At 73.9% G+C, this 24,578-nt stretch carries 21 protein-coding genes; 13 read left to right on the top strand and 8 right to left on the bottom strand.

Annotated features, from left to right (window positions below):
- Window positions 1-33: 33 nt before the first annotated feature.
- The 3 genes from ACIRG9_RS00335 to upp form a co-directional block, all read right to left on the bottom strand.
- Complete coding sequence (locus tag ACIRG9_RS00335; RefSeq protein ID WP_402848017.1) at window positions 34-1,068, bottom strand: CU044_5270 family protein; 1,035 nt, start codon at window positions 1,066-1,068, stop codon at window positions 34-36.
- 10 nt (window positions 1,069-1,078) lie between these two features.
- Window positions 1,079-1,618 carry an RNA polymerase sigma factor gene (locus ACIRG9_RS00330; RefSeq protein WP_402848015.1) on the bottom strand — a complete coding sequence of 180 codons (540 nt, stop codon included), beginning with the start codon at window positions 1,616-1,618 and terminating at the stop codon, window positions 1,079-1,081.
- Window positions 1,619-1,771: 153 nt separating this feature from the next.
- Window positions 1,772-2,404: a uracil phosphoribosyltransferase gene (gene upp / locus ACIRG9_RS00325; RefSeq protein WP_402848013.1), complete on the bottom strand. Its 633-nt coding sequence runs from the start codon at window positions 2,402-2,404 to the stop codon at window positions 1,772-1,774.
- Window positions 2,405-2,540: 136 nt separating this feature from the next.
- Between upp and deoC the strand changes: the two genes are divergently transcribed.
- The 10 genes from deoC (at window position 2,541) to ACIRG9_RS00275 (ending at window position 14,039) form a co-directional block, all read left to right on the top strand.
- Window positions 2,541-3,500 (top strand): deoxyribose-phosphate aldolase, encoded by a 960-nt coding sequence (gene deoC / locus ACIRG9_RS00320; protein ID WP_402848011.1) that lies wholly within the window; start codon window positions 2,541-2,543, stop codon window positions 3,498-3,500.
- Between the two features lie 5 nt (window positions 3,501-3,505).
- A complete protein-coding gene (locus ACIRG9_RS00315; RefSeq protein ID WP_402848009.1) occupies window positions 3,506-4,936 on the top strand; it encodes an aldehyde dehydrogenase family protein in 1,431 nt (476 codons plus the stop codon).
- Window positions 4,929-5,753, top strand: coding sequence for an aldehyde dehydrogenase family protein (locus ACIRG9_RS00310; RefSeq protein ID WP_402848007.1), 825 nt, complete (start codon window positions 4,929-4,931; stop codon window positions 5,751-5,753). Before ACIRG9_RS00315 ends, ACIRG9_RS00310 begins: the two co-directional genes overlap by 8 nt.
- Before the next feature lie 149 nt (window positions 5,754-5,902).
- Window positions 5,903-6,334, top strand: a complete 432-nt coding sequence (locus ACIRG9_RS00305) for a BlaI/MecI/CopY family transcriptional regulator (protein ID WP_402848005.1) — start codon at window positions 5,903-5,905, stop codon at window positions 6,332-6,334.
- A 10-nt stretch (window positions 6,335-6,344) separates the two neighbouring features.
- Window positions 6,345-7,250, top strand: coding sequence for a M56 family metallopeptidase (locus ACIRG9_RS00300; protein ID WP_402848003.1), 906 nt, complete (start codon window positions 6,345-6,347; stop codon window positions 7,248-7,250).
- A gap of 99 nt (window positions 7,251-7,349) precedes the next feature.
- Window positions 7,350-8,597 carry a cytochrome ubiquinol oxidase subunit I gene (locus tag ACIRG9_RS00295; protein WP_402848001.1) on the top strand — a complete coding sequence of 416 codons (1,248 nt, stop codon included), beginning with the start codon at window positions 7,350-7,352 and terminating at the stop codon, window positions 8,595-8,597.
- Window positions 8,598-8,608: 11 nt separating this feature from the next.
- On the top strand, window positions 8,609-9,610 hold the full coding sequence (locus tag ACIRG9_RS00290) for a cytochrome d ubiquinol oxidase subunit II (RefSeq protein WP_402847999.1): 1,002 nt from the start codon (window positions 8,609-8,611) through the stop codon (window positions 9,608-9,610).
- On the top strand, window positions 9,607-11,286 hold the full coding sequence (gene cydD / locus ACIRG9_RS00285) for a thiol reductant ABC exporter subunit CydD (protein ID WP_402847997.1): 1,680 nt from the start codon (window positions 9,607-9,609) through the stop codon (window positions 11,284-11,286). The genes ACIRG9_RS00290 and cydD overlap by 4 nt, the downstream gene beginning before the upstream one ends.
- Window positions 11,283-13,307: a thiol reductant ABC exporter subunit CydC gene (cydC, locus tag ACIRG9_RS00280; RefSeq protein WP_402847995.1), complete on the top strand. Its 2,025-nt coding sequence runs from the start codon at window positions 11,283-11,285 to the stop codon at window positions 13,305-13,307. The genes cydD and cydC overlap by 4 nt, the downstream gene beginning before the upstream one ends.
- A gap of 57 nt (window positions 13,308-13,364) precedes the next feature.
- Window positions 13,365-14,039: a permease prefix domain 1-containing protein gene (locus tag ACIRG9_RS00275; protein ID WP_402847993.1), complete on the top strand. Its 675-nt coding sequence runs from the start codon at window positions 13,365-13,367 to the stop codon at window positions 14,037-14,039.
- 110 nt (window positions 14,040-14,149) lie between these two features.
- Here the strand turns inward: ACIRG9_RS00275 and ACIRG9_RS00270 are convergent, their stop codons facing one another.
- Window positions 14,150-14,491 carry a PadR family transcriptional regulator gene (locus ACIRG9_RS00270; RefSeq protein ID WP_402847991.1) on the bottom strand — a complete coding sequence of 114 codons (342 nt, stop codon included), beginning with the start codon at window positions 14,489-14,491 and terminating at the stop codon, window positions 14,150-14,152.
- Between the two features lie 117 nt (window positions 14,492-14,608).
- On the opposite strand from ACIRG9_RS00270, the gene ACIRG9_RS00265 reads away from it, so the two are divergent.
- From ACIRG9_RS00265 to ACIRG9_RS00255, 3 genes are all read left to right on the top strand, one after another.
- The gene (locus ACIRG9_RS00265; protein WP_402847989.1) at window positions 14,609-15,604 is read left to right on the top strand and encodes a DNA primase; all 996 of its coding nucleotides are present in this window, start codon (window positions 14,609-14,611) and stop codon (window positions 15,602-15,604) included.
- Window positions 15,605-15,667: 63 nt separating this feature from the next.
- Window positions 15,668-18,025 carry a transposase gene (locus tag ACIRG9_RS00260; protein WP_402847987.1) on the top strand — a complete coding sequence of 786 codons (2,358 nt, stop codon included), beginning with the start codon at window positions 15,668-15,670 and terminating at the stop codon, window positions 18,023-18,025.
- 133 nt (window positions 18,026-18,158) lie between these two features.
- The gene (locus ACIRG9_RS00255; protein WP_402847985.1) at window positions 18,159-19,385 is read left to right on the top strand and encodes an ABC transporter substrate-binding protein; all 1,227 of its coding nucleotides are present in this window, start codon (window positions 18,159-18,161) and stop codon (window positions 19,383-19,385) included.
- Between the two features lie 108 nt (window positions 19,386-19,493).
- On the opposite strand, the gene ACIRG9_RS00250 is transcribed toward ACIRG9_RS00255, so the two are convergent.
- The 4 genes from ACIRG9_RS00250 to ACIRG9_RS00235 all read right to left on the bottom strand — a co-directional run bounded on the left by ACIRG9_RS00250 (window position 19,494) and on the right by ACIRG9_RS00235 (window position 24,423).
- Entirely contained in the window at window positions 19,494-20,087 is a 594-nt protein-coding gene (locus tag ACIRG9_RS00250; RefSeq protein WP_091114034.1) for an ATP/GTP-binding protein, read from the bottom strand.
- A 1-nt stretch (window position 20,088) separates the two neighbouring features.
- Window positions 20,089-20,466 carry a DUF742 domain-containing protein gene (locus ACIRG9_RS00245; protein ID WP_402847983.1) on the bottom strand — a complete coding sequence of 126 codons (378 nt, stop codon included), beginning with the start codon at window positions 20,464-20,466 and terminating at the stop codon, window positions 20,089-20,091.
- 100 nt (window positions 20,467-20,566) lie between these two features.
- On the bottom strand, window positions 20,567-20,971 hold the full coding sequence (locus ACIRG9_RS00240) for a roadblock/LC7 domain-containing protein (protein WP_402847982.1): 405 nt from the start codon (window positions 20,969-20,971) through the stop codon (window positions 20,567-20,569).
- Window positions 20,968-24,423, bottom strand: a complete 3,456-nt coding sequence (locus ACIRG9_RS00235; RefSeq protein ID WP_402847980.1) for a nitrate- and nitrite sensing domain-containing protein — start codon at window positions 24,421-24,423, stop codon at window positions 20,968-20,970. The genes ACIRG9_RS00240 and ACIRG9_RS00235 overlap by 4 nt, the downstream gene beginning before the upstream one ends.
- Window positions 24,424-24,578: the final 155 nt, after the last annotated feature.

Here is a 24,578-nt window from a genome sequence, read left to right as displayed (position 1 = left end):
CCCCGCCCACGCCGGCCGTACCCCCCCGTCCGCTCAGCCGAGCGTGTCGGTACGGCTGGCCTGCAGCAGCAGCCCGTAGTGGAGCACGCGCTGCTCAGGTGCCCGCTCCAGGTACTCCTGGGCGAGCAGTTCACCGGTGTTCGGATCGAAGATCAGCAACATCTCGTAGCGCTGCGTGTCCTCCGGCCGGTCCCCCGGCAGGGTGAGGTCGGCGGTGACGCCCAGGCCCGGGCGGCCGGCCCGGTCGACGACCCGTCCACGCCACACGAAACCCGGCTTGTCGGCAAGGATGGTGAGGATGTCGGCGCGGGTCCGCTGCGGCACCAGGTGCCGGTAGTACGTCTGGTACACGGCATCGGCCATGTCGAGGGCCGGAAGGTCGATCCTGAGCAGTCGGGCGAGTGCTGCCCGGTCGGAAGGCAACCGCCCGTCGTTCCGATCCGGATCCCGTGGCTCCTCGACGGGCCCTGCCGGCGATGGGGCCACCCGGCTGACGGCGGGCGCGGCCAGCTGCCTCGTCCAGTAGTCCCGGGACGCCGCGTCAGGGAACTCCATGCCCAGCATCGTGTCTTCCGTCCACCGGCGGCCGTCGGGCGTGGCCCAGCTCCGGTGTTCCTCCACGTCACTGACCAGGTACCCCTCTTTCGACTGCTGCATTGAGCCGCCCCAGGTCTTGGTCCGGTGGTAGGCGTAGCGGCCGCCCTCGCGGTCGTAGGGTGCGGCCGTGATGCGTCCGGCAAGCGCCCGCAGATACGGCCCGGCCGGTTCCGCGTCGGTGGCGATCTCGTAGCCCACCGGTTGCAGCACGGTCCCGTCGACCGGCCGCGTCGGTGCGCCGCCGTCCCAGAGGACCGGCACCAGGCCGGCGGACGCGAGCGCGGCCGCCGCGACGGCCGCGCCGACCAGGACGGTGCGGCGGCTCGTACGCCGGCGCGACGGCATCGGCGCGGGGCTGGTTTCCGCCCGCAAGATCACGTCGTGTGCGGTGAGCGACGACGGCGGCAGGGCGACGCCACGCGCCGGGTCGGCCGGGCCCAGGAGGTCCCGAACCTGCTGCTGGATACGCATGCTGCTCCTTTCAGACATGAGCGGACACCGACCGGAAGTTGTTGAGCGGCGCGGGTGTGGCCAGGGCGGAACGCAGTCGACGCCGGGCTCGAAAGAGCCGCACCGCGGCGGCTGACCGGGTGCAGCCCATGACGACGGCTGCGTCCGTGACGCTGAGGTCTTCCCAGCCGACCAGCCGAAGGATCTCCTGGTCGGCTTCGGGCAGCTCGCGCAGCGCCCGGTGCAGGTCGAGCACGGGTGCCATGGCGTCGGGCTCGATGAGCCCCGCCGGCAGCTGGTCGGCCTCGGCGAGCGGGAGCAGGGTGGGAGCCGCCCGCCCGTGCCGCCAACGGTTCGCCACGGTGTGGCGGGCGACGGCATAGAGCCACGGAACAGGGCGTTCGGGGACCTCGCTCCGCCGACGCCAGACGACGACGAACACGTCCTGGGCGAGTTCGGTGGCCGCGTCGACGTTCGGAAGTCGCCGCAGGCCGTATCTCACAATGTCCGGGTAGTGCGTGGCGTAGAGGCTGGTGAACCAGTCCTCACCGCGCTCACCCACGGGCTTCATCTGATCGCTCTCCCGACCGGAGTTCCTGACAGGGACACCAGGTATGTGTTGCGGGCGGAGCGGATCATTACCGGCGGGCGCGGGCCGGGTACGGCGACGATGCCCGAATCCCGCCCCGGCGGTGGCCGGGGCGGCGGGCCGCGGGGATGGGGACTAGAAGCGGGGCATGCCGCCGAACTGGCGGTCGCCGGCGTCGCCCAGGCCGGGCACGATGAACATGCGCTCGTTGAGGCCCTCGTCGATGGAGGCGGTGACCAGGCGCAGGGGGAGGCCGGAGCGCTCCAGCCGCTCGATGCCGACCGGCGCGGCGAGGACGCAGAGCACCGTGATGTCGGTGCAGCCGCGGTCGGCGAGCAGCCGGCAGCAGTGCTCCAGCGAGCCGCCGGTGGCCAGCATCGGGTCGAGCACCAGCACCGGCAGGCCGGTCAGGTTCCGGGGCAGCGACTCCATGTACGCGCGCGGCTCGAACGTCTCCTCGTCGCGGGCCAGGCCGACGAAGCCCATGGACGACTCGGGCAGCAGGCCGAGCGCGGCATCGGCCATGCCGAGACCGGCCCGCAGCACCGGCACGAGCAGCGGCGGATTCGCCAGCCGGGTGCCCTCGGTCGCGGTGACCGGGGTCTGGATCGAGTACTTCTCGACGGGGAAGGAGCGCGCCGCCTCGTACACCAGCATGGTGGTGAGTTCGCGCAGCGCGGCCCGGAACGACGGCGAGTCGGTCCCCTCATCCCGCATGGCGGTCAGCCGTGCCTGGGCGAGCGGGTGGTCAATGACGTGTACGTCCACGAACGCCCAACCTACCGGGCTGCCGTACCGCGCCTCGCACGTGGCGGCTGACCAGCGACCTCGCTCACGTGTGGCACCCCACGACCGGCCGCCGTGGCCAAGATCACACTACTGCGAGATGCGTACTATTCACGGCATGACGGCGACACCGACGTCGGCCCGGTCGGACCTCTCCGAGCTGGGACGATCCGAGACCGCTCTGCGGACCTTCCTCCACGGCCTACCCGGCGTGGACCAGGTGGGCGCGGAGCAGCGGGCGGCACAACTCGGCACCCGATCCATCAAGACCACCGCCAAGGCCCAGGCGATCGACCTGGCCATCCGGATGGTCGACCTGACCACCCTCGAAGGGGCCGACACCCCCGGCAAGGTGCGGGCGCTGGCCACCAAGGCGCTGCGCCCCGACCCGGCCGACCCGTCCTGCCCGCACGTCGGCGCGGTCTGCGTCTATCCCGCCATGGTCCCGTACGTGGCCGAGGTGCTGCGCGGCAGCGGCGTGCACCTGGCCAGTGTGGCGACCGCCTTCCCGTCGGGCCAGGCCCCGCTGGAGGTCAAGCTCGCCGACACCCGCGCGGCCGTCGCGGCCGGCGCCGACGAGATCGACATGGTGATCAACCGGGGCGCGTTCCTGGCCGGCCGTTACCAGGAGGTCTACGACGAGATCGTGGCCACCAAGGAGGCCTGCGGGGACGCCCACCTCAAGGTGATCCTGGAGACCGGCGAGCTGATCACGTACGACAACGTGCGGCGGGCCTCCTGGCTGGCCATGCTGGCCGGCGGCGACTTCATCAAGACCTCCACCGGCAAGGTGCCGGTCGCGGCCACCCCGCCGGTGACCCTGGTGATGCTGGAGGCGGTCCGCGACTTCCGCGCCGCCACCGGGCGGCAGGTCGGCGTGAAGCCGGCCGGCGGCATCAAGACCACCAAGGACGCGATCAAGTACCTGGTCATGGTCAACGAAACCGTCGGCGCGGACTGGCTGGACCCGGACTGGTTCCGGTTCGGCGCGTCCAGCCTGCTCAACGACCTGCTCATGCAGCGCACCAAGCTGAAGACCGGCGTCTACTCCGGTCCCGACTACTTCACCCTGGACTGAGTGCGATGTTCGAATACGCCCCCGCCCCCGAGTCGCGCTCGGTGGTGGACATCAAGCCCTCGTACGGGCTCTTCGTCGACGGCAAGTTCGTCGACCCGGTCGACGGCGGCAGCTTCAAGTCGATCAACCCGGCCTCGGAGGAGGTCCTCGCCGAGATCGCCGAGGCCGGCAACGAGGACGTGGACCGCGCGGTCCGCGCCGCCCGGACGGCGTACGAGAAGGTCTGGGGTCCGATGCCGGGCCGCGACCGGGCCAAGTACCTGTTCCGGATCGCCCGAATCATCCAGGAGCGCTCCCGCGAGCTGGCCGTGCTGGAATCGCTGGACAACGGCAAGCCGATCAAGGAATCCAGGGACGTCGACGTCCCGCTGGTCGCCGCGCACTTCTTCTACTACGCCGGTTGGGCCGACAAGCTCCCGCACGCCGGCTTCGGGCCGGCCCCGCAGCCGCTCGGGGTCGCCGCGCAGGTCATCCCGTGGAACTTCCCGCTGCTCATGCTGGCCTGGAAGATCGCCCCGGCGCTGGCCGCCGGCAACACGGTGGTGCTGAAGCCGGCCGAGACCACCCCGCTGACCGCGCTGCTCTTCGCCGAGATCTGCCAGCAGGCCGACCTGCCGGCCGGCGTGGTCAACATCGTCACCGGCGCCGGCGACACCGGCCGGGCGCTGGTCGAGCACCCCGGCGTGGACAAGGTCGCCTTCACCGGCTCCACCGAGGTCGGCAAGGCCATCGCCCGCGCGATCGCCGGCACCCGCAAGAAGCTCACCCTGGAGCTGGGCGGCAAGGCCGCCAACATCGTCTTCGACGACGCCCCGGTCGACCAGGCCGTCGAGGGCATCGTCAACGGCATCTTCTTCAACCAGGGGCACGTCTGCTGCGCCGGTTCGCGGCTGCTGGTGCAGGAATCGGTCGCCGACCGGGTGCTGGAGTCGCTCAAGCGCCGGATGGCCCAGCTCCGGGTCGGTGACCCGCTGGACAAGAACACCGACATCGGTGCGATCAACTCGGCCGCCCAGCTCGCCCGGATCCGCGAACTCTCCGACGCCGGGGCCGCCGAGGGCGCCGAGCGCTGGTCTCCGCCGTGCGAGCTGCCCGAGCGCGGCTTCTGGTTCGCCCCGACCATCTTCACCGGGGTCACCCAGGCGCACCGGATCGCCCGCGAGGAGATCTTCGGCCCGGTGCTGTCCGTGCTGACCTTCCGCACCCCGGCCGAGGCGGTGGAGAAGGCGAACAACACGCCGTACGGGCTGTCGGCCGGGATCTGGACCGACAAGGGCTCCCGGATCCTGTGGATGGCCGACCGGCTCCGCGCCGGCGTGGTCTGGGCCAACACGTTCAACAAGTTCGACCCCACCTCGCCGTTCGGCGGCTACAAGGAGTCGGGCTACGGTCGCGAGGGCGGCCGGCACGGGCTGGAGGCATACCTCAATGTCTGAGCGGGTCGCGGTACGCAAGACGTACAAGCTCTTCATCGGCGGGAAGTTCCCGCGCAGCGAGTCGGGACGGTCGTACATCGTGCAGGACTCCAACGTCGCACTGGCGTCCCGCAAGGACGCGCGGGACGCGGTCGTCGCCGCCCGGGCCGCCGTGAAGGGCTGGGCCGGGGCGACCGCGTACAACCGGGGTCAGATCCTCTACCGGGTCGCCGAGATGCTGGAGGGCCGCCGCGAGCAGTTCGTCGCGCTCGGCGTCCCGGCCGGCGAGGTGGACGCCGCGATCGACCGCTGGGTCTGGTACGCCGGCTGGTCGGACAAGCTCCCCCAGGTGTACGGCGGCGCGAACCCGGTGGCCGGGCCGTACTTCAACCTGTCGGCGCCCGAGCCGACCGGCGTGGTGGCCGTGGTGGCCCCCGAGGCGCCGGCGCTGCTCGGTCTGGTCAGCGTGGTCGCTCCGGCCATCGTCACCGGCAACACGGTGGTGGTCGCCTCGTCCCCGTCGGCGCCGCTCGCGGCGGTGACCCTGGCCGAGGTGCTGGCCACCTCCGACCTGCCGGGCGGCGTGGTCAACATCCTGACCGGCCGGATCTCCGAGACGGTGCCGACCCTGGCGGGGCACATGGACGTCAACGCGATCGACCTGACCGGGGTGGCCGACGCCGAGCTGGCGGCGGAGCTGGAGGTCAAGGCGGCGGAGAACCTCAAGCGGGTGCTCCGGCCCGCCCCGGCCGACCACGACTGGTCCACCGACCCCGGCACCACCCGGATGACCGCCCTCCTCGAAACCAAAACCGTCTGGCACCCCAAGGGCGTGTAACCCCTCAGGGCCCCGCCCAAGATCTGCACTAGTTCACGGAAAGAACGGAAAGAGTGGTCTCCGCGTGGCGGATGGCCACTCTTTCCGTGAAGTAGGGCCCTTCGCACCTGCGGGGGCGGGGGGTCTACTACGGGGGGTAGGATTGGGGGGTGACTCGGCTGGGCGATCTTGAGCGTGCGGTGATGGACGTGCTGTGGGACATGGACCCGGGCGCGTCGGACGGCGTCACCGTGCGCGAGGTGGCCGACGCCCTGGACGGCCGGGAGCTGGCGTACACCACGGTGATGACCGTGCTGGACCGCCTCGCCGGCAAGGGCATGGTGCAACGCCGGCGGGAGGGGCGGGCCTGGCGCTACCGGCCCGCGGCCAGCCGCGAGGCGCACATCGCCCAGCTCATGCTCGACGCCCTCGACCTCGGCGGCAGCCGGGACGCCGCGCTGGTGCGCTTCGCCCGCTCGGTGACCGGCACCGAGGCGGAGGTGCTGCGCGCGGCGCTGAGCGCCGAGGCCGGGCTGACGGACCGGGTCGAGGACCCGCGGGCCGGGCAGCCGACGCTGGCCGACGAGGCGACGGACCGGTAGGGCGGCGGCCGTGGCGTACGCCGTGCACTTCGCCGCGAGCATCCTGGCCTGCTGGCTGACCGCGCAGGTCCTCGCCGTTTCGCGGTGGACCTGGCAGGCCCCGCGCGTGGCGATCGTCTGCTGGCAGGCGATCGGGTTGGCGCTCGGCCTCTCCGCGATGGGCGTGCCGATGGCGCTCGGCCTGACCGCGTACGACCAGCCGACCGGGAGCGCGCTGCTCGCCCTCGCCGGCGACCTGGCCCACGGCAGCCTGCCCGCCGGCGTCGGGGTGGTCCACCTCGGCCTGGTCGGGGTCGGCTTCGGCATCGGCGCGGTGCTGCTCACCACGACGGTCCGCAGCATCCACGGCGCCCTCCGCGCCCAACGCCGGCACCGGGAGCTGCTCAGCCTGGTCGCCCGCCGGGACCCGACCGTGCCCGGCGCGCTGGTGCTCGACCATCCGAGTGCGGCGGCGTACTGCCTGCCGGGGGTGCGGCCCCGGGTGGTGGTCAGCGCCGGCACGCTCAGCCTGCTGGACCGCGCCGAGCTGGCGGCCGTGCTCACCCACGAACGGGCGCACGCCGAGGAGCGCCACGACCTGGTGCTGCTGCCGTTCACCGCGCTTCGCCGGGCGCTGCCCTGGTTCCGCTGGGTGCGCCACGCACACGAGCGGGTGGCCCTGCTGGTCGAGATGCGTGCCGACGACAAGGCGCGCGAGCTGCACGCGGAGGCGCCGCTGGCCGGCGCGTTGCGCCGGTTCGCCGCCGCCGGGCACCGCATCACGCCGGCCGGCACGCTCGGCCTCGGCGACCGGGACCTCGACGTACGGGTGCAGCGGCTGCTGGTCCCGGACCGGACGCCCCGGCTGCTCGGCGCCACCGCGCTGGCCGTCACCACCACCCTGGCGGCGCTGCCGATCTCCATCTTCCTGAACTGATCGCCGGCGTTCCCGGTCTCCGGTCCAGTCGCCGACAATATGTAGCGAGCATACGTGTAGTCTCCCTACGACAAGTGAGCCAACGCTTGGAGTACGGCCATGGACACCCTGTTCCTCGCCCGTCTGCAGTTCGCCACCACCACCTCGATCCACTTCCTCTTCGTGGCGGTCACCCTCGGCCTGGTCACCCTGCTGGTCGGGTTGCAGACCGCCGGGTTCGTCACCGGCAAGCCGATCTACGAGCGCCTGACCCGGTTCTGGGGCCAGCTCTACGTGATCAACTACGTGCTCGGCATCGCCACCGGGATCGTGATGGAGTTCCAGTTCGGCCTGAACTGGAGCGGCCTGTCGCGCTACGTCGGAAACGTCTTCGGCGCACCGCTGGCCATCGAGACGCTGGTCGCGTTCTTCCTGGAATCCACGTTCCTCGGCATGTGGATCTTCGGGTGGCACCGGCTGCGCCGGGGCGTCCACCTCGCGCTGCTCTGGGGCGTCGCGCTCACCGCGTACGCCTCGGCCTTCTGGGTCATGGTCGCCAACTCGTGGCTCCAGCACCCGGTCGGCTACGAGCTGCGCGACGGCGTGGCCCACCTCACCGACTTCGGCGCGCTGCTCACCAACCCCACCCTCGGGATGGCCTTCGGGCACGTGGTCATGGCGGGCCTGGTCACCGGCGGGATGCTGATGGCGGCGGTCAGCGCCTGGCACCTGCTCCGGCGCACCCCGGACTTCCCGCTCTTCCGCAAGTCCCTGCGGCTCGGCCTGATCACGGTGGCGCTCGCGGTGTCCGGCGTACAGGGCTTCGGCTTCGCCCAGTTCGGCCCGGTCGGGGAACTCCAGCCCACCAAGTTCGGCGGCGGCGCCGGCCAGGACGCGCAGGTCGCCGAGTGGACGACGCGATTCGGCCCCGGCGACTACACCCCGCCGGTCCTGTCCAACGTCGGCCTGGGCTTCATGATCCTCATCGGCTTCGGCCTCGGCTGCGCGTGGCTGCTGCTGCCGCTGCTCTGGCGGGACTGGATAATCCGGCTGAAGTTCCCGCTTTGGCTGATCCTGATCTCGCTGCCACTGCCCTTCGTCGCGGTGATCCTCGGCTGGCTCGCCCGCGAGGTGGGACGCCAGCCCTGGGTCGCGTACGGGCTGCTGCCGACCGACCAGGCCGTCTCGCCGGTGAGCGCCGGCCTGATGCTCACCTCGCTGATCGGCTTCAGCCTGCTGCTCGGCGCCCTCGCCGTCAGCAACTGGGTGCTGCTGGCCCGGCACGCCGCCCGGGGCGCGCACGACCCGGCCCTCGGCCGGCCGCCCGCGCCGGACACCGACCACCGCCCCGACCCCGTGTTCGCCTGAGGGAGCCCGCCGTGGAACTCGCCTGGTACGCCCTGCTCGGCCTCTTCTTCGCCACCTACCTCGTGCTCGGCGGCTACGACTACGGCGTCGGCCTGCTGCTCGCCCGCCGCGCGACCGCCCCCCGGGCCGCACTCACCGCCGTCGGGCCGTTCTTCCTCGGCAACGAGGTTTGGCTGGTGGCCGCCGTCGGCATCCTCTTCGGCGCCTTCCCCCTGCTGGAGGGCGAACTGCTCGCCGGCTTCTATCCCGCCGTGCTCGGTGCGCTCGCCGGGGTGGTGCTGGTCACCGCCGGCGTGCAGCTGCGCAGCCGGCCACGCACCGAGGCGGCCCGCGCCGCTTGGGACCGGGTGGTGGTGGCCGGCAGCACGCTCGCCGTCCTCGGCTGGGGTGCCCTGCTCGGCGGGCTGCTCCAGGGGGTGCCGCTGCGAGCCGACGGGCACGTCGCCGGGGTGGGTCACCTCTTCACCCCGTTCGTGGCCGCCGCCGCGCTGGCGATGCTGGCGCTGATCACCGTGCACGGTGCGATGTTCCTCACCCTCCGGCTGCCGGCCGCCGACGTACCGCCGGTCGCCCGGCTGGCACGCGGCCTGGTGCCGGCCGCGGTCGCCGCGGTCGCCGCGGCCACCGTCCTGGGTCTGCTCTCCGATCGGGTACGCGCCGCCGTGGCGCGGCCGGCGCTCGCCGTACTCCTGCCGGTGGCGCTGGTCGCGGCGCTGCTGGTGGCCCGTGCGGCGCTCGGCCGGGGCCGATCCGGGGTGGCCTTCGCGGCGAGCAGCGCGGCGCTGGCACTGCCCGTGTTGCTGGTCGGCGCCGCCCTTTGGCCCCGGGTGCTGGTCTCCACCGGCGACCCGGGCACCTCGTTGACCGTCGCCGACGCCGCGGCGAGCGGGCCCACACTGTCCCTGCTGGGCTGGCTCGTGCTGCCGTTGCTGCCGGCCCTATTAGGCTTTCAGGCGATGTGCTGGTGGGTGTTCCGGGGACGGACCGACGGCAGGGCACCGGTGTACTGGTGAACCGCCGCCCGTTCGACCCGCGGCTGCTGCGCCGGGTCCCCGCGGCCCGGCGCGACCTCGCCATGCTCGCGGTGTTGGGCGGGTTGACCGCCCTGCTGGTGGTCGCGCAGGCCACCGCGCTGGCCACGCTGCTGGCGGCGGCGGTCGACGGGCGGCTGCACCGGTCGGCGCTGGCCGGCTTCGTGGCGGCGGTCGCCGCCCGGGCGCTGGTGAGCTGGGCGCAGGGCACGGTGGCGGCCCGGGCGGCGGCCACGGTCAAGGCCACGCTCCGCGCCGACCTGCTCGGCGCGGTCGGCCGACACGGCCCCACCTGGGTGGCCGGCCAGCGGGCCGGGCAGCTCGCCACCCTCGCCGGGCGCGGGCTGGACGCGCTCGACCCCTACTTCACCGGCTACCTGCCGCAGCTCGTGCTGAGCGTCACCGTGCCGCTGGCCGTGCTGGCCCGGATCGTCCTCGCCGACTGGAGCTCGGCGGTGATCATCGCGCTGACCATCCCGCTCATCCCGGTCTTCGGCGCCCTGCTCGGCTGGCAGGCGCAGGCCGCCACCGAGCGGCAGTGGCGGCGACTGTCGCTGCTCGGCGGGCACTTCCTCGACATGGTGGCCGGGCTGCCCACGCTGCGCGCGTTCGGCCGGGCCCGGGCCCAGGTCGACGTCGTCCACCGGATGGCCGACGGGCACCGCCAGGCCACCATGAAGACGCTGCGGATCGCGTTCCTCTCCGCGCTGGTCCTCGAACTGGTCGCCACCCTCTCGGTGGCGCTGGTCGCGGTGCCGGTGGGCATCCGGCTGCTCGGCGGCGGGATCACCCTCTCCACCGCGCTGCTGGTGCTGCTGCTCACCCCGGAGGCGTACCTGCCACTGCGGGCGGCGGGCAGCCGGTTCCACGCCAGCATGGAGGGGCTGACCGCGCTGGACGAGGCGCTCAGCGTCTCCGCCGGGCCGGCGCCCACCGCCCAGGCGGGCGGGCGGCGGACGGCCCCGGACGGGTCCGGCGAGATCCGCTTCGACGGCGTCACCGTCGAGTACGAGCGGACCACCGCGCTGCGGGACGTCACCCTCACCATCCGCCCGGGCGAGCGGGTCGCCGTCATCGGGCCCAGCGGCGCCGGCAAGAGCACCCTGCTCGGTCTGCTGCTCGGGTTCGTCACCCCGACCGCCGGCCGGGTCACCGTCGACGGAGTCGACCTCGCCGACGTCGACCTCGACGCCTGGCGGCACCAGGTGGCCTGGGTGCCGCAGCGGGCCCACCTCTTCGCCGGCTCGCTGGCCGACAACATCCGCCTCGGCGCCCCCGACACCCCGGACGCCGCGCTCGCCCGCGCGGTCACCGACGCGGCGCTGGACGAGGTGGTCGCCGCCCTGCCCGACGGGCTGGCCACCACGCTGGGCGAGCGCGGGCACGGCCTGTCCAGCGGGCAGCGGCAGCGGGTGGCGCTGGCCCGCGCGTTCCTCCGGGACGCCCCGCTGGTGCTCCTCGACGAGCCGACCGCCCGGCTGGACACCGCCAGCGAGGCGGTCGTGCTGGCCGCCACCCGGCGGCTGGTCGCCGGGCGTACCGCGCTGCTGGTCGCGCACCGGCCCGCGCTGCTGGAGGACGCCGACCGGATCCTGCGGGTCGAGGACGGCCGGGTGACCGAGCTGGGCCCGGTGCCGGCGGGAAAGGCGGCGGGATGAGTCGACGGTCCGACCGGCCCGGCGGCGTGCCCGGGGACGGTCCAGCGCCCGGGCGGCCCGCGCAGCCGGAGGTCGTCTCCGGCGCCGAGGGCGTGCCGGGGCAGCCCGACCAGCCGGTGCGGGCCGTGCCGGGGGGCGTCTCCCGGGACGGCGTGACCCCGGCCGCCCGGGATGCCGGCGCGCCGACCGCCGCCGAGCCGAACCCGGCGGAGCTGGCCCCGGCCGGCCCGCGTGCCGGTGCCGCCCGCGACCACCGGGCCCGCGCCGAGCGGGCGGTGCTGCGACTGGCCCGGCCGTACCTGAGCCGGCTGCTGGGGGCCGGGCTGCTCGCCGCGGCCACCGAGTTCGCCGGGCTGGCCCTGATGGCCACCGCCACCTGGCTGCTGATGACCGCCGCCGGGCGGCCGACGCTGGACCGGTTGACCGTGGCCATCGTCGCGGTCCGGGCCCTCGCCGTCAGCCGGGGTGTGTTCCGCTACACCGAACGGCTCGCCGGGCACGACGCGGTGCTCCGCATGATCACCGACGTCCGGGCCCGGGTCTTCGCCGCCCTGGCCGCCCGGCGGGACACCGCCACCCAGCGGACCGGAGACGCGCTGAGCCGGCTCGTCTCCGACGTGGAGGCGGTGCAGGACCTGCTGCTGCGGGTGCTCGTCCCGGGGGCGGCGGCCGCGCTGGTGAGCCTCCTCGCCGTCGGAGGCGCGGCGCTGATCTCGCCGCCCGCGGCCGGGGCGCTCGCGGTCGGGCTGGTCGTCGCCGGGGTGGGGCTGCCCGCGCTGGCCACCGCGCTCACCCGGCGCGCCGCCGACGAGGTGGCCCCGCTGCGCGGGGCGCTCGCCGTGGACGCGGTCGACCTGACCCACGGCGCCGCCGACCTGGCCGCGTTCGGGGCAACCGCCACCGCGCTCAGCGCCGCCGCGGGGCGGGCCCGCCGGCTCGCCCGGCTGGAACGCCGGCTGGCCGCCACCGGCTTCGCGGTCGACGCGGCCGGGGTGCTGGTGAGCGGTCTCACCACCGCCGCCGTGGTCGTGGTGGCGTTGCGCGCGGGCGTGGGCGGGGTGCTGGTCGGCGTCCTGGCCGTCGGCACCCTGGCCGCCGTCGAGATCGCCCTCGCCCTGGTCGGTGCCGCCCGGCAGCGCACCCAGCTCCGGGCCGGCCTGGTCCGGGTGGCCGCCCTGCTCACCGCGCCCGCCCCGGCACTCGGTCCGGCCCCGGGTTCCGGCCCTGAACGCGGCTCGGCGGCCGAGCCGACGCTCGCCGGGCACGAGGTGCGGTTCGCCGGGGTGACCGTGCGGTACCGGGAGGGTGCGGCACCCGCCCTCGACGGGGTCGACCTGGCCCTGCCCGCGGGGCGCCGGGTGGCGGTGGTCGGGCCGAGCGGTGCCGGCAAGAGCACCCTGGCCGCCGTGCTCACCGGCGCGGTACGCCCCGATGCCGGTCGAGCCACCCTGGACGGGGTCGACGTGTCCGCGTACCCGGCCGAGGAACTGCCCCGGATGGTCGGCGGCCTGCTCGCCGAGGCGTACGTCTTCCACGCCTCGGTCCGGGACAACCTGCTGCTCGGCCGGCCACAGGCCGACGACGAGGAGCTGACCGCCGCAACCGGGGCGGCCGGCCTGCTCGACTGGGTACGCGCCCAGCCCGACGGCTGGGACACCGTGGTCGGCGAGCAGGGCGGGCAGCTCTCCGGCGGCCAGCGGCAGCGCCTCGCGCTGGCCCGGGCACTGTTGGCCGCCCCGGCCGTGCTGGTGCTGGACGAGCCGACCGAGGGCCTCGACCCGGCCGCCGCGGACGCCGTACTCGCCTCGGCGCTGGCCGCCACGCCGGCCGGCCACTCCGTGCTGTTGATCAGCCACCGGCTCAGCGGCCTGCCCGGGTTCGACGAGATCGTGGTGCTCGACGCCGGCCGGGTGGTGCAGCGCGGCCGGCACGACGAGCTGGTGGCGCAACCGGGCTGGTACCGCGACCAGTGGCTGCTCCAGGCGGCGGCCGAGCGCGGCTACCTCGCCCTCGCCCCCTGAGCGCGGTCCGGGAAAACCCCGGACGCGTCCGCCGCTGCCGGATGGCAGGGTGGTGCCATGCGGGGCTACCAGGACGTGCTCGTGGAACAGCGGCTCGGCGAGTTGGCCGGCCGGTTGCGCGGACCGGCCCGGCTCAAGGCCGACCTGCTGACCGAGGCACGGCACGCGTTGCAGGACGCCGTCGAGGCGTACCGGGAGGGGGGCCTGCCGCCGGCGGAGGCCGAGCGGCGGGCGGTGGCCGAGTTCGGCAGCCCGACCCAGCTGGTCCCCGGCTACCAGGCCGAGCTGGCGGCGGGGGCGCTGCGCGGGCTGGCACTGCGGGCGCTCGCGGTGGCGGTGGTGCTGCTGGTCGGCGGCGACCTGACCTGGCAGGGGTCGAGCTGGAGCGTCGACGGGCCCCGGCCGCCGGAGGGGTACCTGCTGCTCTCCGCCTCGCTGCACGGGATCTGGGCGCTCGTCGCCGACCTGGCGCTGGCCGCACTGCTGCTCGGCTTCCTGGCCTCCCGGTACGGGTCGTCCCGGCTCGACCGGTTGGCCCGGGCTCTGGGCTACGGCCTGACCGGTGGGCTGGCGGGCGGCGCGCTCGCCGGCACCGCCCTGTTCGGCTGGTCGGTCGGCCTCTGGGAGGCGGCCCTGACCTGGCCGCCGATGATCATCGGGGCGGTGCTGATCGGCGCCAGCTGGTTCGCGCTCGCCCGGGCGACCCGCTGCTGGCTGCTGAGCACCTCCTGACGACGCCGGTCGGGCGGCTCTCCGCCGGACGGCGGCGGCTCGCCCCGGTGGTGGACGCCGAGGGGCGGCGGGGCCCGGGAGCGGGCTGCGCCGGCGGCGGGCGGATGCGGTCAGGCCGGCGTGGCGGGTGGCTCGCCGGTGCCGAGGAAACGGCCCACCGTCGCGCTGAACTCGCGCCAGCCGGCCCGCTCGCCGGCGAGCGCCCGGCCGCCAGCCTCGGTGAGCTGATACGTGCGCCGTTCCCGGCCGTTGACCGTGCTCCACGAACTGGCCACGTAGCCGGCCCGTTCCAGCCGGCGCAGCGCCGGATAGATGGTGCCGGTGGGCAGATCCAGGGTGCCCCCGCTGCGGGCCCGGAGCGCCTCGATGATCGCGTAGCCGTGCAGGGCGCCCTGCTCCAGCACCGCCAGCAGCAGCGCGTCCAGGTGTCCGTGCAGCGCTTGCGCCTTCATGCGTAGCAAGGCTACTTGTCTGCCGGCCGGGACGCCACCGGGGTGGACTCCCGGCCCCACCGGGTCGCCCACTAGGGTATGTGCGCAGAGTCACTCGGCGGCCGAAGGCGTCGCCGGGTGGGCAACCCGAAGCACACGGAGGTCAGCGTGGCCCGCCAGTCGCCCCAACGGCCCGACGCCGACGAGCCCGAGCTCGACGACACCACCGCGTCGGCGGCCGAAGACGAGGTCGAGGTCGACGACGACCGCCCGGCCCCGGACCGCACGCTCTGGGAGGAGCTGCGGATCGACCCGGTGGAGATCGCCCTGCCCGCCGGCACCGGCTTCACCCTGCGGGCGTACCGGCCGGCCCGGGAGCTGACCCCGACGGACGTCACCGAACGCGACCAGGAGGACCCCTTCCTGGCCCGTCGCCAGGTCGTCGAGACCGAGGACGACGAGGAGGTGGTGATCCTCGACGAGGAATTCGCCGCGCTCTCCGCCGACGACGACGAGGAGGCCGAGAAGAAGCGGCCGAAGGGGCGCCGGCGTGACGAGGCCGAAGAGGCCGACGAGACCGACGAGGCGACCGCCGAGGACGGCGAGGACGCCGAAGAGGACGAGGACGAAGCGGACGCCGCCGGCGACGAGGAGGTCCCGGCCTTCCTCAGCCACCGTGGCCGGCTGCTGCTGTTCAAGACCCCGGAGTCGCTGGTCAGTTTCGTCCGTTCCGGTGCGCCCAACGACCTGTCCCAACTGGACAGCTGGAATGAACTGTCCGAACGGGTGGAACCGGCCGACATCGCGCCGCTGGACGAGGACGCCTACGAGCTCGACCTCGTGGTGGAGAACCTCCGCGGCGGCCACGACGCGTGGGATCCCGCGCTGCTGATCGAGGCCGGCGAGATCGCCCGTGACGTGGCGTATGCGATGCGTCTGCCTGCCGTACTGGACATGCTCTCCGCCGGCTCCAGCCTCGACGATCTGGACGACTCCCTGCGGGCGACGGTCAATGGCGGGATCGGTGGTTTCCTGGGTCGACGCCGACTGAAGAAAATCGGGGCACAAACCGCAAGTTTGGGTTGGCGCACCATTGTCGGCAAGATCTCTGCTGTTGTGGACTGGCGCGACTGACCCGGAGCGGGGAGCATCAGTCTCTGGCAGAGCAAGCCCTGTGTCCGGGAGGAGGACGACGCCGTGGCGCTCGTGCGCGTGTACTGCGGCCTGGCCTCGGCGGATCCGGCGGACCGGCCGGCTTCGGCCGGTTCGGCGCTGACGTCCGCTGTGGTCGACGACGCAGGCCGTCTGCTGCATGTCTGCGAGATCGGCGACGACCCCGCTGGCTACGCCCAGCTGGTCGCGCTGCTCGTGGAGCGGTCAGGCGGGCCGAGCGGTGCGGCCATCGCTGCCGACAGTGACGACCACACGGTCACTTCGCTGCTCAGCGCGGCCGGCCGGCCGTTGGCGATCGCGGACGACGACGCGGTCGACGACTTCGCCGAGCGCTTCGCCGACGACGACTCGCTGGAGGAGATGCAGTCGCCGCCGGCCGTGCGCCGGGCGGTCGGGCTGGCCCGGGCGCTGCAGGCCGGCGCCCTCTCCGCGGTCACCCTGCCGGCACCCCGCGACCTCGCCGGCTTCAAGCAGGTCCTCGCCGCGCACGCCGCGCTGGCCAGCGGGCGGCACTCCGCCGCGGTGGCGCTGCGCGAGGTGCTCCGCGAGCTCTACCCGGCCGCCCTCCGGGCCTACCCGGACCCGGCCGAGCCGGTCTCCCTGGCCGTCCTCGACGCGCTGCCGGAGCCCGGCATGCTCAGCGGCACGGTGGCCCGGGGCCGTGACATGTCGGTTGCCGCGGACGCCGTCGCCGCGCACCTGGCGGCCGAGGGTGTCGCCGACGCCGGCACCATCAACGACGCGGTGACCGCGCTGCAGGTGGCGATCGCCGAGACGCCCAGGCGGGCCACCGTCAACCGGGCGCTCACCGCCGCCGTCGCCGAGACGGTGCGGCAGGCGGTCTCCTCAGTCCAGGCCTGCGACGCCGGCTGCGCGGCACTGGTGGGCGCACTCAGCGCCCGAATCGGCACGCCCAGCCCGGCACCCGGCCGCCGCGCCGCCGCCCGGAGCGGCGAGACGGTCGACAGGCGACCCGAGCCCACCGACGCCGGCGCCGCCCTGCGGACGGCCCGGCCGGCGGAGCCCGAGCCGGTGGGCCGGCGCGGCCAGCCCGAGCCGGCCTCCGGGCCGGCCGCGCCGGCGTCGCCGCGGCCACTCGGCCCGCCGCCGGTCGCCCCGCCACCGGTGGCGCCGCCGCCGGTCGCCCCGGCCGCCGCGACCGGCATGCCGACTTCGGCACCGCCGGCCCGTCCCGAGCCGGCCGGCGCACCGATGCCGCAGCGCGTGGACGGGCCCACCAACCGGCCGGTCTCCGCGCCGCCTCCGCCGCCCCCCGGGATCACCCCGATCGCCCCGGCGCAGCGGAGCAAGGTACCGCCGGCCGAGGCCGGCGAGCCGTTCCGCCCGACGCTGACCACGGCGGCGCTCAACAAGGCCCGCGCCGAGCGCCAGCGCACGGTCATCCCGCCACGCCCCAAGACCACCCAGGAGCCGCCGACCGGTGGCTTCAGCGCCACCGATCTGAGCGTCCCGGTGCCGACGCCGCGCCCCGGGCAGGAGGCCGCTCCCCCGGGCTCCCGGGCCAACTGGCCGCTGGTCAACAACGGCGACCAGGACGACCGCGCGGCCGAGCCGCCGGCCGGCTACCCGTACGGCGACCGGGGCGGGGACGCGCCGACCGATCCCGGCACCAGCCGGGTCACCCCGCCGTGGCTCGCCGACGACCTGCCCCAGGAGCCGCCGATGCTGCGGCTGGTGGAGCCGCCGCCGCTGGCCGACCGGGCGCTGCGCGACGAATTGGACCCGCCGACCGACCCGGGCCTGGACTCCCCGTCGCTGCGACTGGTCGACCGGCAGCAGGCCGACGGGTCCGGCCGGCCGGCACCTCACGCCGACCTACCCGCCTCGCCGGAGCGCCTCGACCACTCCAGCTCGGCGCGTCTGACGCCGCGCCGCGACCTGGAGCAGCCGCCCGCGCCGAAGGAGCACCGGCCGCCGCCGGTCTCCGACGAGGGCGACGGCGACTTGCTGATCTTCGCCCAGGCGAAGTCCGCATGGTTCGTCGGGCAGCACGACGATGCCGATCTGGACTGGTCGAGCACCGCCGACACCGGCTGGCAGGCCGCCGAGCAGGCGGCCCGCCCCGCAGTGGGCTCGGAGACCAAGGCCGGCCTGCCGAAGCGCGTCCCGCAGGCCAACCTGGTGCCGGGCTCGCCGCTGCGCGACGAGCGCCCACTGCGGATCGTGCGGAACGCGGCCAGTCTCGCCGAGAACACCACCGGCTACTTCCGTGGTTGGCGGCGCGGCCAGGAGATCGGCGGATTCGCCGTCGGCGGCCGCCCGGGGCGGGAAGCGGCCGGCGGCTGGGACTTCACCCGCGACACCGGCGACCGCGACGACGAGCGGGAGTACGAGTACCGTTCCGCCGGATACCGGTCCTGATCGGAGCCGTCCGCCTTCCCACCTGCGTGTTTCTGCCCACACCCGGATAATTTGACGCCGGGTCGGGCCGGCCGGGAGCATACCCGGCGGAACAGCCGGCGGCGCGCGTCGCCGGGGTGGGAAGGCGATTCCAATGGCGACATCGGCGTTCGACTCCTCCGTGCTGACCCGTCGGGGCGTCCTCGCCGCCGCGGCCGGCAGCCTGCTGCTCGCTGGCTGCGGGCAACAGGGCCGGCAGCCGGACGACGGCCGGACCGACAGCAGCCCGCCCGGCGACCACGAGTTGGTGATCGGCGCCAGCCTGGAGCTGACCGGCGAGGGATCCGCGCTCGGCGTGCTCCAGCAGCGGGCCATGGAGATCACCCTGGAGATGCTGAACCGCACCGGCATCCCGGTCGGCAATCTGCGGCGCACCGTCCGGCTGGAGATCCGGGACAACCGCAGCGACCCCGACGAGGCCGCACGTCAGGCCACCGAGCTGACCGAGCGGACCCAGGTGCACGCGCTGGTCGGCGGCACCTCCACCGAGACCTCCATGGCGATCGTCGAGGTCGCCGAGAGGCTCCAGGTGCCGTTCGTGTCGCTGGCCGCCGGGGACGACATCGTGCTGCCGCTGGCTCAGCGCACCTACATCTACAAGCTCACCCCGGACGCGGTCGACGTGGCCCGCCGGATGGCCCGCCTGATCGAGTCGTTGGGGATCCGGCGGGTGGCCCTGCTCGCCGCCGCCGGGTCGCACGGCGATTCGGGCGTACGGGCGGTGCGCAGCGCGCTACGGGACGTCGGCGTGGACCTGGTGCGGACCGTACGCTTGCCCGCCACGGGCCAGAGCTTCACCTCCGCCGCCCGGCGAGCCGCGGCCGGTGCGCCCGACGGAGTGATCGTCTGGGGCACCGCCCCGGACTCGGGTGCCGCGGCCCGGGAACTGCGGCGGGCCGGTCACCGCGGACCGGTCTTCTTCGACCCTGGGGCGGTCGCCGAGGACACCCTCTCCGGGCCGAACGCCGCCGCTGTCGAGGGGGCGTACGCCGTTCATCCGACCTGCCTCGACGCTGGCGCGCTGACCGCGGCCACCACCGCGGAACTGGCCCGGCGGGACTTCATCGACAGCTACATCCAGCGGCACGGCACCTTCAGCGGCTTCGCCCCGTACGGCTCGGACGCGCTCCAGTTGCTCGCCACCGCGGCCCAGTCGGCGAGCAGCGCCGACCGCGGCCGGCTGCGCGCGTACCTCCAGACCCAGGTGACCGAGGGCATCGCCGGCTGGTACGCCTTCGCCCCGATCCGCCACGGCGGCATGGAACAGGATTCGCTCGGCGTCTACCTGGTCAGCCACGCCGCCTGGAACCGATACTCCTGACCATCCGCTCCGGCCGAGCCCGACCCCCCAGGGCCGGGCCGGCCGGCGTTGCGCGGACAGCGTCGAGCGCCCGGTGACCGCTGGCCACCGGGCGCTTCGTCACGCCGCTCAGGCGGGCGCGACCGCGCGCGAACGCCGCATGGTGAGCACGTACTCGACGAGCGAGATCAGCACGTGCTTGGTCGACTCCCGGTTCCGGGCGTCGCACGCCACCACCGGCACGTGGCTGGAGATCGCCAGCGCGTCCCGGACGTCCTGCGGGTCGTGGTACTGCATGCCGTCGAAGCAGTTGATGGCCACCAGGTACGGCAGCCGCCGGTGCTCGAAGAAGTCGATGGCGGCGAAGCAGTCGGCCAGCCGACGGGTGTCGACCAGCACCACGGCGCCGATGGCACCGCGGACCAACTCGTCCCACATGAACCAGAACCGCGTCTGACCCGGCGTACCGAACAGGTACAGGATCAGGTCACGGTCTATCGAGATACGACCGAAGTCCATCGCCACCGTGGTCGTCGTCTTGCCCGGCACCTGCCGGGTGTCGTCGACGCCCACGCCGGCGGAGGTCATGATCGCCTCGGTGGTCAGCGGCGTGATCTCCGAGACCGAGCCGACCAGCGTCGTCTTGCCGACGCCGAATCCACCGGCGATAACGATCTTCGCCGACGTCACGCGCCCGCTCTGGGCCGGCGGCCGGTGCGACATGTCAGAGCCTGCGAAGTCCACTCAGCACCCTCTCCAGCAGTTCAGTGCCCACCGCGTCGTCGGAGTCGTCCAAAATGGTCGGCTCGTGCACCGCGACCAGGCCGTCCGTCGCCATGTCGGCGATGAGCACCCGGGCCACGCCGAGCGGAAGCTGTAGCCGCGCCGCGATCTCGGCGAGCGACTGCACGCGTCCGTCACACAGCGCGGCGATGTACTGGTGCTCACGGCTCTGGCCGCCGTTGCCAGTGGCAACGGCCCGGCCGCGCACCGTCGTCTCGACGAGCGCCTCCAGGGCGATCTCGAGCCGGGGACGGGTACGACCTCGGGTCACGGCGTATGGACGGACCAACGCGCCGGTCGGCTCGTCACGATCGACCATTTCGCCGCTCACCTCCCTCGTACCTGGTACCGGCTCGCTCCGGTGACACCCGTCGCTGTCGTATTTGTTGCCGCTTCTGACCCACTGGTCAGCGCGTCGATCAGCCCATCATCCCGACAGCCGTACGCGGCTGTGGGGTCAGGGCGTCGCCCACCCGGTCGACGAGCAGGGCCATTTCGTAGCCGACCTGGCCGACGTCGCTGCTCCGAGAGGCGAGTACCGCGAACGAGGAACCGTCCGAAATGGACATGAGGAACAGGAAGCCGTTGTCCATCTCGACGACGGTCTGCAGCACCGCCCCGCCCTCGAAGCAACGCGCCGCGCCCTGCGTCAGGCTGACCAGGCCGGACGCGATGGCGGCGAGCTGGTCCGCACGGTCCCGCGGAAGGTCACGGGACGAAGCGAGGAGCAGGCCGTCGGCCGAGACCGCGACCGCGTGCGCCACACCGGGCACCCGGTCGGCGAAGTTGGCGAGCAGCCATCCGAGATCCTGCGTACTAGTCATCGTTGTTGCTCCTTCTGCCCGCTCCCGGCCACCGGGCCTGAGCCAGACTGCGAAGACTGCTGCCTGCCCGGAGTCGCCTCCGGGCCGGCCGAATTGCTGTCGGACGGGTGGTTACGCCCCCGCTGTACGCCTCGATGGTAGGCCGAGAGCAGACCCCGGACGCTTTCCGGCGTCCGGCGCTCTACCGAGGTGCTCGGCTTCTCGACACCACCGGGGACGAGCTGTGCCATCGGTACCCGCTTGGGCAGGCCCTTCCGGGTGGTCTCGGCGACCGGCACCTCGGTGGCCGCCGTGGCGGCCCGCCAACCGTCGTCCGCCGCGGTCTGCCAGCCGGCGGACTGCTGCGGCCCCCGCCGGTTCGGCAGCGCCTCGGTGAAGCCGGGACGCCCGCCCCCGCTCGACGATCCGTTGTCGTGCGGGGCTCCGCCGGCCGCCGGAGTGTGTGCCATCGGTGTGTTACCTGTCGTCCCGGGTGTTGACTGTTGGACGGAACGGCCGGCGGCGTCGACCCTGGCGAACTGCTGGGTCGGCGCACCACTGGCCGCCGGGGCCGGCGCTGCGACGGACTCCTCCGGCCCGGGCCGCCGGGTACGGAACCAGGCCGACTCGAGCTCACGGAAGATCGGCAGCTCCATCGTCTCGTCCGCGTACCGCTGCCGGTTGGCCCCCTGCTGCGGTGCCGCCGGTGCCGGTGCCGGCGCCGGACGACTGGCGGCCGGCGGCTCCGGACGGGCGACCCGGGGCAGCTCGGTGGTCATGTCGAGGCTGGCGGCGAGGCGCTCCGGCACCGGCGGGGCGGCGGCCGGATCGGGCGTGGCGACCGGCGGCCACGCCGGCGGGGCGCCGACGCTCGGCGCGGGGGCTGGCGGGACCGGACGCGTCGGCATCTGACCCACCGGCGGCACGGAGACCGGCGCGGCGGAAACGGGCTGACCCGAGACCGGCGATGCGGAGACGGGCGCGCCGGAGATCGGCGGCAGCGGCGGCGCGGAGACCGGCGGCACTGGCGGCGCGGAGACCGGCGGTGCGCTGTACGGGCGCGCCTCGGGGCTGGTCGGCAGCTGCCGCGGGATGGCCGGCTGCTGCCCGGCGCCGGCCAGGTCACCCTCGGCCGAGCCGCGCCGCTGCGGCAGCGGGTCGATCTGCTGGCCGTTGGGCGTCCGCGGGGCGAAGGGCTCGGCACCGACGAACCCGGTCCCGCTGGTAGCCCCGGTGAGGTCGGACCAGACCGGCATCGACCGTCCGCCGCCAGCGGCAGGCGGGGCGCCGGAGCCGTTGAACGGCGCCGGGTCGACGGGGCGGCCGCCCAGCGTCACCTGGTTGCCGGACGGGGCGGGGCGCGGGGCCGGCGGGGTGGTCGGGCCGCTGCCGAAGGCGGCGAGGGCACCGAACGCCGGGGCCGGGCCGTTGTTGCCCTGCTGCTGGCCGGTTGCCGCAGCCGGGAGGGCAGGCGCCTGCCGGCCGGAGAGGGCCCGCGGCACCAGGACCGAGGTGGGCAGGGAGACGTCCGCCACCGTGCCCCGGTCGGTGCCCGGCCTCAGCTCGACCTTGACGCTGTGCCGGGACGCCAGTCGGGCGACCACGACCAGGCCCATCATCCGGGAGACCGTGACGTCCACCTGCGGCGGAGTGGCGAGCCGTTCGTTCAGCTCGTGCAGCTGCTCGAGGCTGATGCCGATGCCCCGGTCCTCGACATACAGCGAGGCGCGGTCACCCACCCGCCGGGCCTCCACCATGACGTGCGAGTCCGGCGGGGAGAAGGCGGTGGCGTTGTCGAACAGCTCGGCGACCAGGTGCACCATGTCGTTGACCGCGTGGGCGGCGACCTCGAGGTCCCGGTCGATCACGCCGAACTCGATCCGGGTGTAGTGCTCGACCTCGGACTGGGCGGCACGGAGCACGTCGATGAGGGCGGCCGGTTCGCGCTGCACGCGGGTGGAGTCCGCACCGGCGAGGACCAGCAGGTTCTCGTCGTTACGGCGCATCCGGGTGGCCAGGTGGTCGAGCTGGAACAGCTCGGCCAGCCGGTCCGGGTCCTCCTCGCCGCGCTCCAGCCGGTCGAGGTGGCCGATCAACCGGTCGACCAGGATCTGCGACCGGCGGGCCAGGTTGACGAACATGGTCGCGACCGACGCCCGGAGGGCGGCCTGCTCGGCGGCGGTCCGGACGGCTTCCAGGTGGACGGCGTTGAACGCCTCGGTCACCTGGCCGAACTCGTCCTTGCTGCGGACCGGCAGCGGCTCGGCGATCTGGTTGGCCAGCTGCGCCGGGGAGAGCTGGCCGGTGACCTGCGGATCACGCAGTCGGGCCACCGCCTGCGGCAGGCCGTACTGGGCGACCGCGAGGGCGCCCTGCCGCAGCTCGCGCAGCGATCGGGCCATCGACCGGGCAACCAGGTACGCGAAGAGGATGGCCAGCAGCAGCATGGTGAGCAGCAGGCCGGTCTCCATCGAGACCTGGACCTTCGTGTCCGAGCGGAGCTGCTCGGCCTGCCGCACCACGTTGTCGTCGAGCCTCATCTCGACCGTCCGGACCAAGGCGGAGTTGGCCACCATGGCGGCATCCCACTGGTCCGTCTTGAACGGCAGGTCGGACAGGTTGCCGTCCCGGCTGTCGTTGACCTCGGAGGTGTACTTGTCCGCCTGGCGCGTGTCCGAGCCGGCCACGGTCTGGGCGTAGAACTCGCGGTCGGCCGGGGTGGCGACCGCCGTGAAGGTCTGCAACGCCTGTTCCTGGCCGGTCTTGCTCGCGATGAACTGGTCGCGCAGGAGCGGGGTGAGGCGCTTGCCGGCCAGCGCCTGGTGGACGACCACACGGCGCTGGGACAGGTACTCCCGCTGCCGGGCGACCGCGCCGGCGGCGCGCATCTGGTCGCTCAGGTCGTTGTCACCGGCCAACTGGGTGGCCGAGTCGCGGACCGCGAGCAGGTTGGTGATCAGGCCGTCGTACGACTTCTTGGCCTCGTCGATCTTCAGGCTGCCGTTGAAGACCTGGCTGCGGGTGGCCGGCAGGTCGGAAAGCGACTGCTCGATGTCGTCGAGCAGGTTCTCGAAGCTTCTCGGCAGCGTGTCGATCGAGGCCCGCTGCTGGAAGTAGGGGCCCTTCCGCTGGTCGACCCGCGAGTTGGCCCGGCTGTAGGCCTCCCGGTACTGGGCCCGGGTCTGGGTCTGGTTCGCGTTGAGGAAGAGCACGGCGTTGACCCGCTCGTCCTGCAGGGTGTCGACCAGATCACCCGAGTAGCCGATCAGGTTGGCCAGGTCACCGGCCCGGTTGGCATTGTTGAGAGTGCCCAGGTGGTCGACCAGACCGCTGGTGCCCACCACGACCGTGGCGATGGTCGGCACGATCATGATCAGACCGAGCTTGGACCAGATCGGCAGGTCGCGGAGCCGGCTGGCCGGCCGGCGCAGACGCGACAGGAAGGAGCCCGCCGTCTTTGGCCGTTTGCTCACGTCACCGCCCTCGCATTTCGCGTCCGGACGTCACCCGTGGGCAACGCCGAGCGACCGACCCGGCGGGTCGGACCTCCGAGATTCCATCACGCCGCCCCGCAAAGAGAAAGCCCAGGTTGTCCCTCGCCGGAGGTGTGATGAGATGTTGATGCAAT

Source organism: Micromonospora sp. NPDC093277 (genome assembly GCF_044765245.1).
GTDB lineage: Bacteria > Actinomycetota > Actinomycetes > Mycobacteriales > Micromonosporaceae > Micromonospora.
Note: the sequence above shows the minus strand (reverse complement) of the source record. Positions and strands in the feature narration are given on the sequence as shown.

What these genes read in the sequence shown, in the direction of transcription:
- ACIRG9_RS00250 (WP_091114034.1), bottom strand. Translation starts at nt 20,087, where the DNA reads ATGTCGCACCGGCCGCCGGCCCAGAGCGGGCGCGTGACGTCGGCGAAG.
- ACIRG9_RS00330 (WP_402848015.1), bottom strand. Translation starts at nt 1,618, where the DNA reads ATGAAGCCCGTGGGTGAGCGCGGTGAGGACTGGTTCACCAGCCTCTAC.
- cydC (WP_402847995.1), top strand. Translation starts at nt 11,283, where the DNA reads ATGAGTCGACGGTCCGACCGGCCCGGCGGCGTGCCCGGGGACGGTCCA.
- ACIRG9_RS00295 (WP_402848001.1), top strand. Translation starts at nt 7,350, where the DNA reads ATGGACACCCTGTTCCTCGCCCGTCTGCAGTTCGCCACCACCACCTCG.
- ACIRG9_RS00240 (WP_402847982.1), bottom strand. Translation starts at nt 20,971, where the DNA reads ATGACTAGTACGCAGGATCTCGGATGGCTGCTCGCCAACTTCGCCGAC.
- ACIRG9_RS00310 (WP_402848007.1), top strand. Translation starts at nt 4,929, where the DNA reads ATGTCTGAGCGGGTCGCGGTACGCAAGACGTACAAGCTCTTCATCGGC.
- ACIRG9_RS00255 (WP_402847985.1), top strand. Translation starts at nt 18,159, where the DNA reads ATGGCGACATCGGCGTTCGACTCCTCCGTGCTGACCCGTCGGGGCGTC.
- ACIRG9_RS00275 (WP_402847993.1), top strand. Translation starts at nt 13,365, where the DNA reads ATGCGGGGCTACCAGGACGTGCTCGTGGAACAGCGGCTCGGCGAGTTG.
- ACIRG9_RS00245 (WP_402847983.1), bottom strand. Translation starts at nt 20,466, where the DNA reads ATGGTCGATCGTGACGAGCCGACCGGCGCGTTGGTCCGTCCATACGCC.
- deoC (WP_402848011.1), top strand. Translation starts at nt 2,541, where the DNA reads ATGACGGCGACACCGACGTCGGCCCGGTCGGACCTCTCCGAGCTGGGA.
- ACIRG9_RS00315 (WP_402848009.1), top strand. Translation starts at nt 3,506, where the DNA reads ATGTTCGAATACGCCCCCGCCCCCGAGTCGCGCTCGGTGGTGGACATC.
- ACIRG9_RS00270 (WP_402847991.1), bottom strand. Translation starts at nt 14,491, where the DNA reads ATGAAGGCGCAAGCGCTGCACGGACACCTGGACGCGCTGCTGCTGGCG.
- ACIRG9_RS00335 (WP_402848017.1), bottom strand. Translation starts at nt 1,068, where the DNA reads ATGCGTATCCAGCAGCAGGTTCGGGACCTCCTGGGCCCGGCCGACCCG.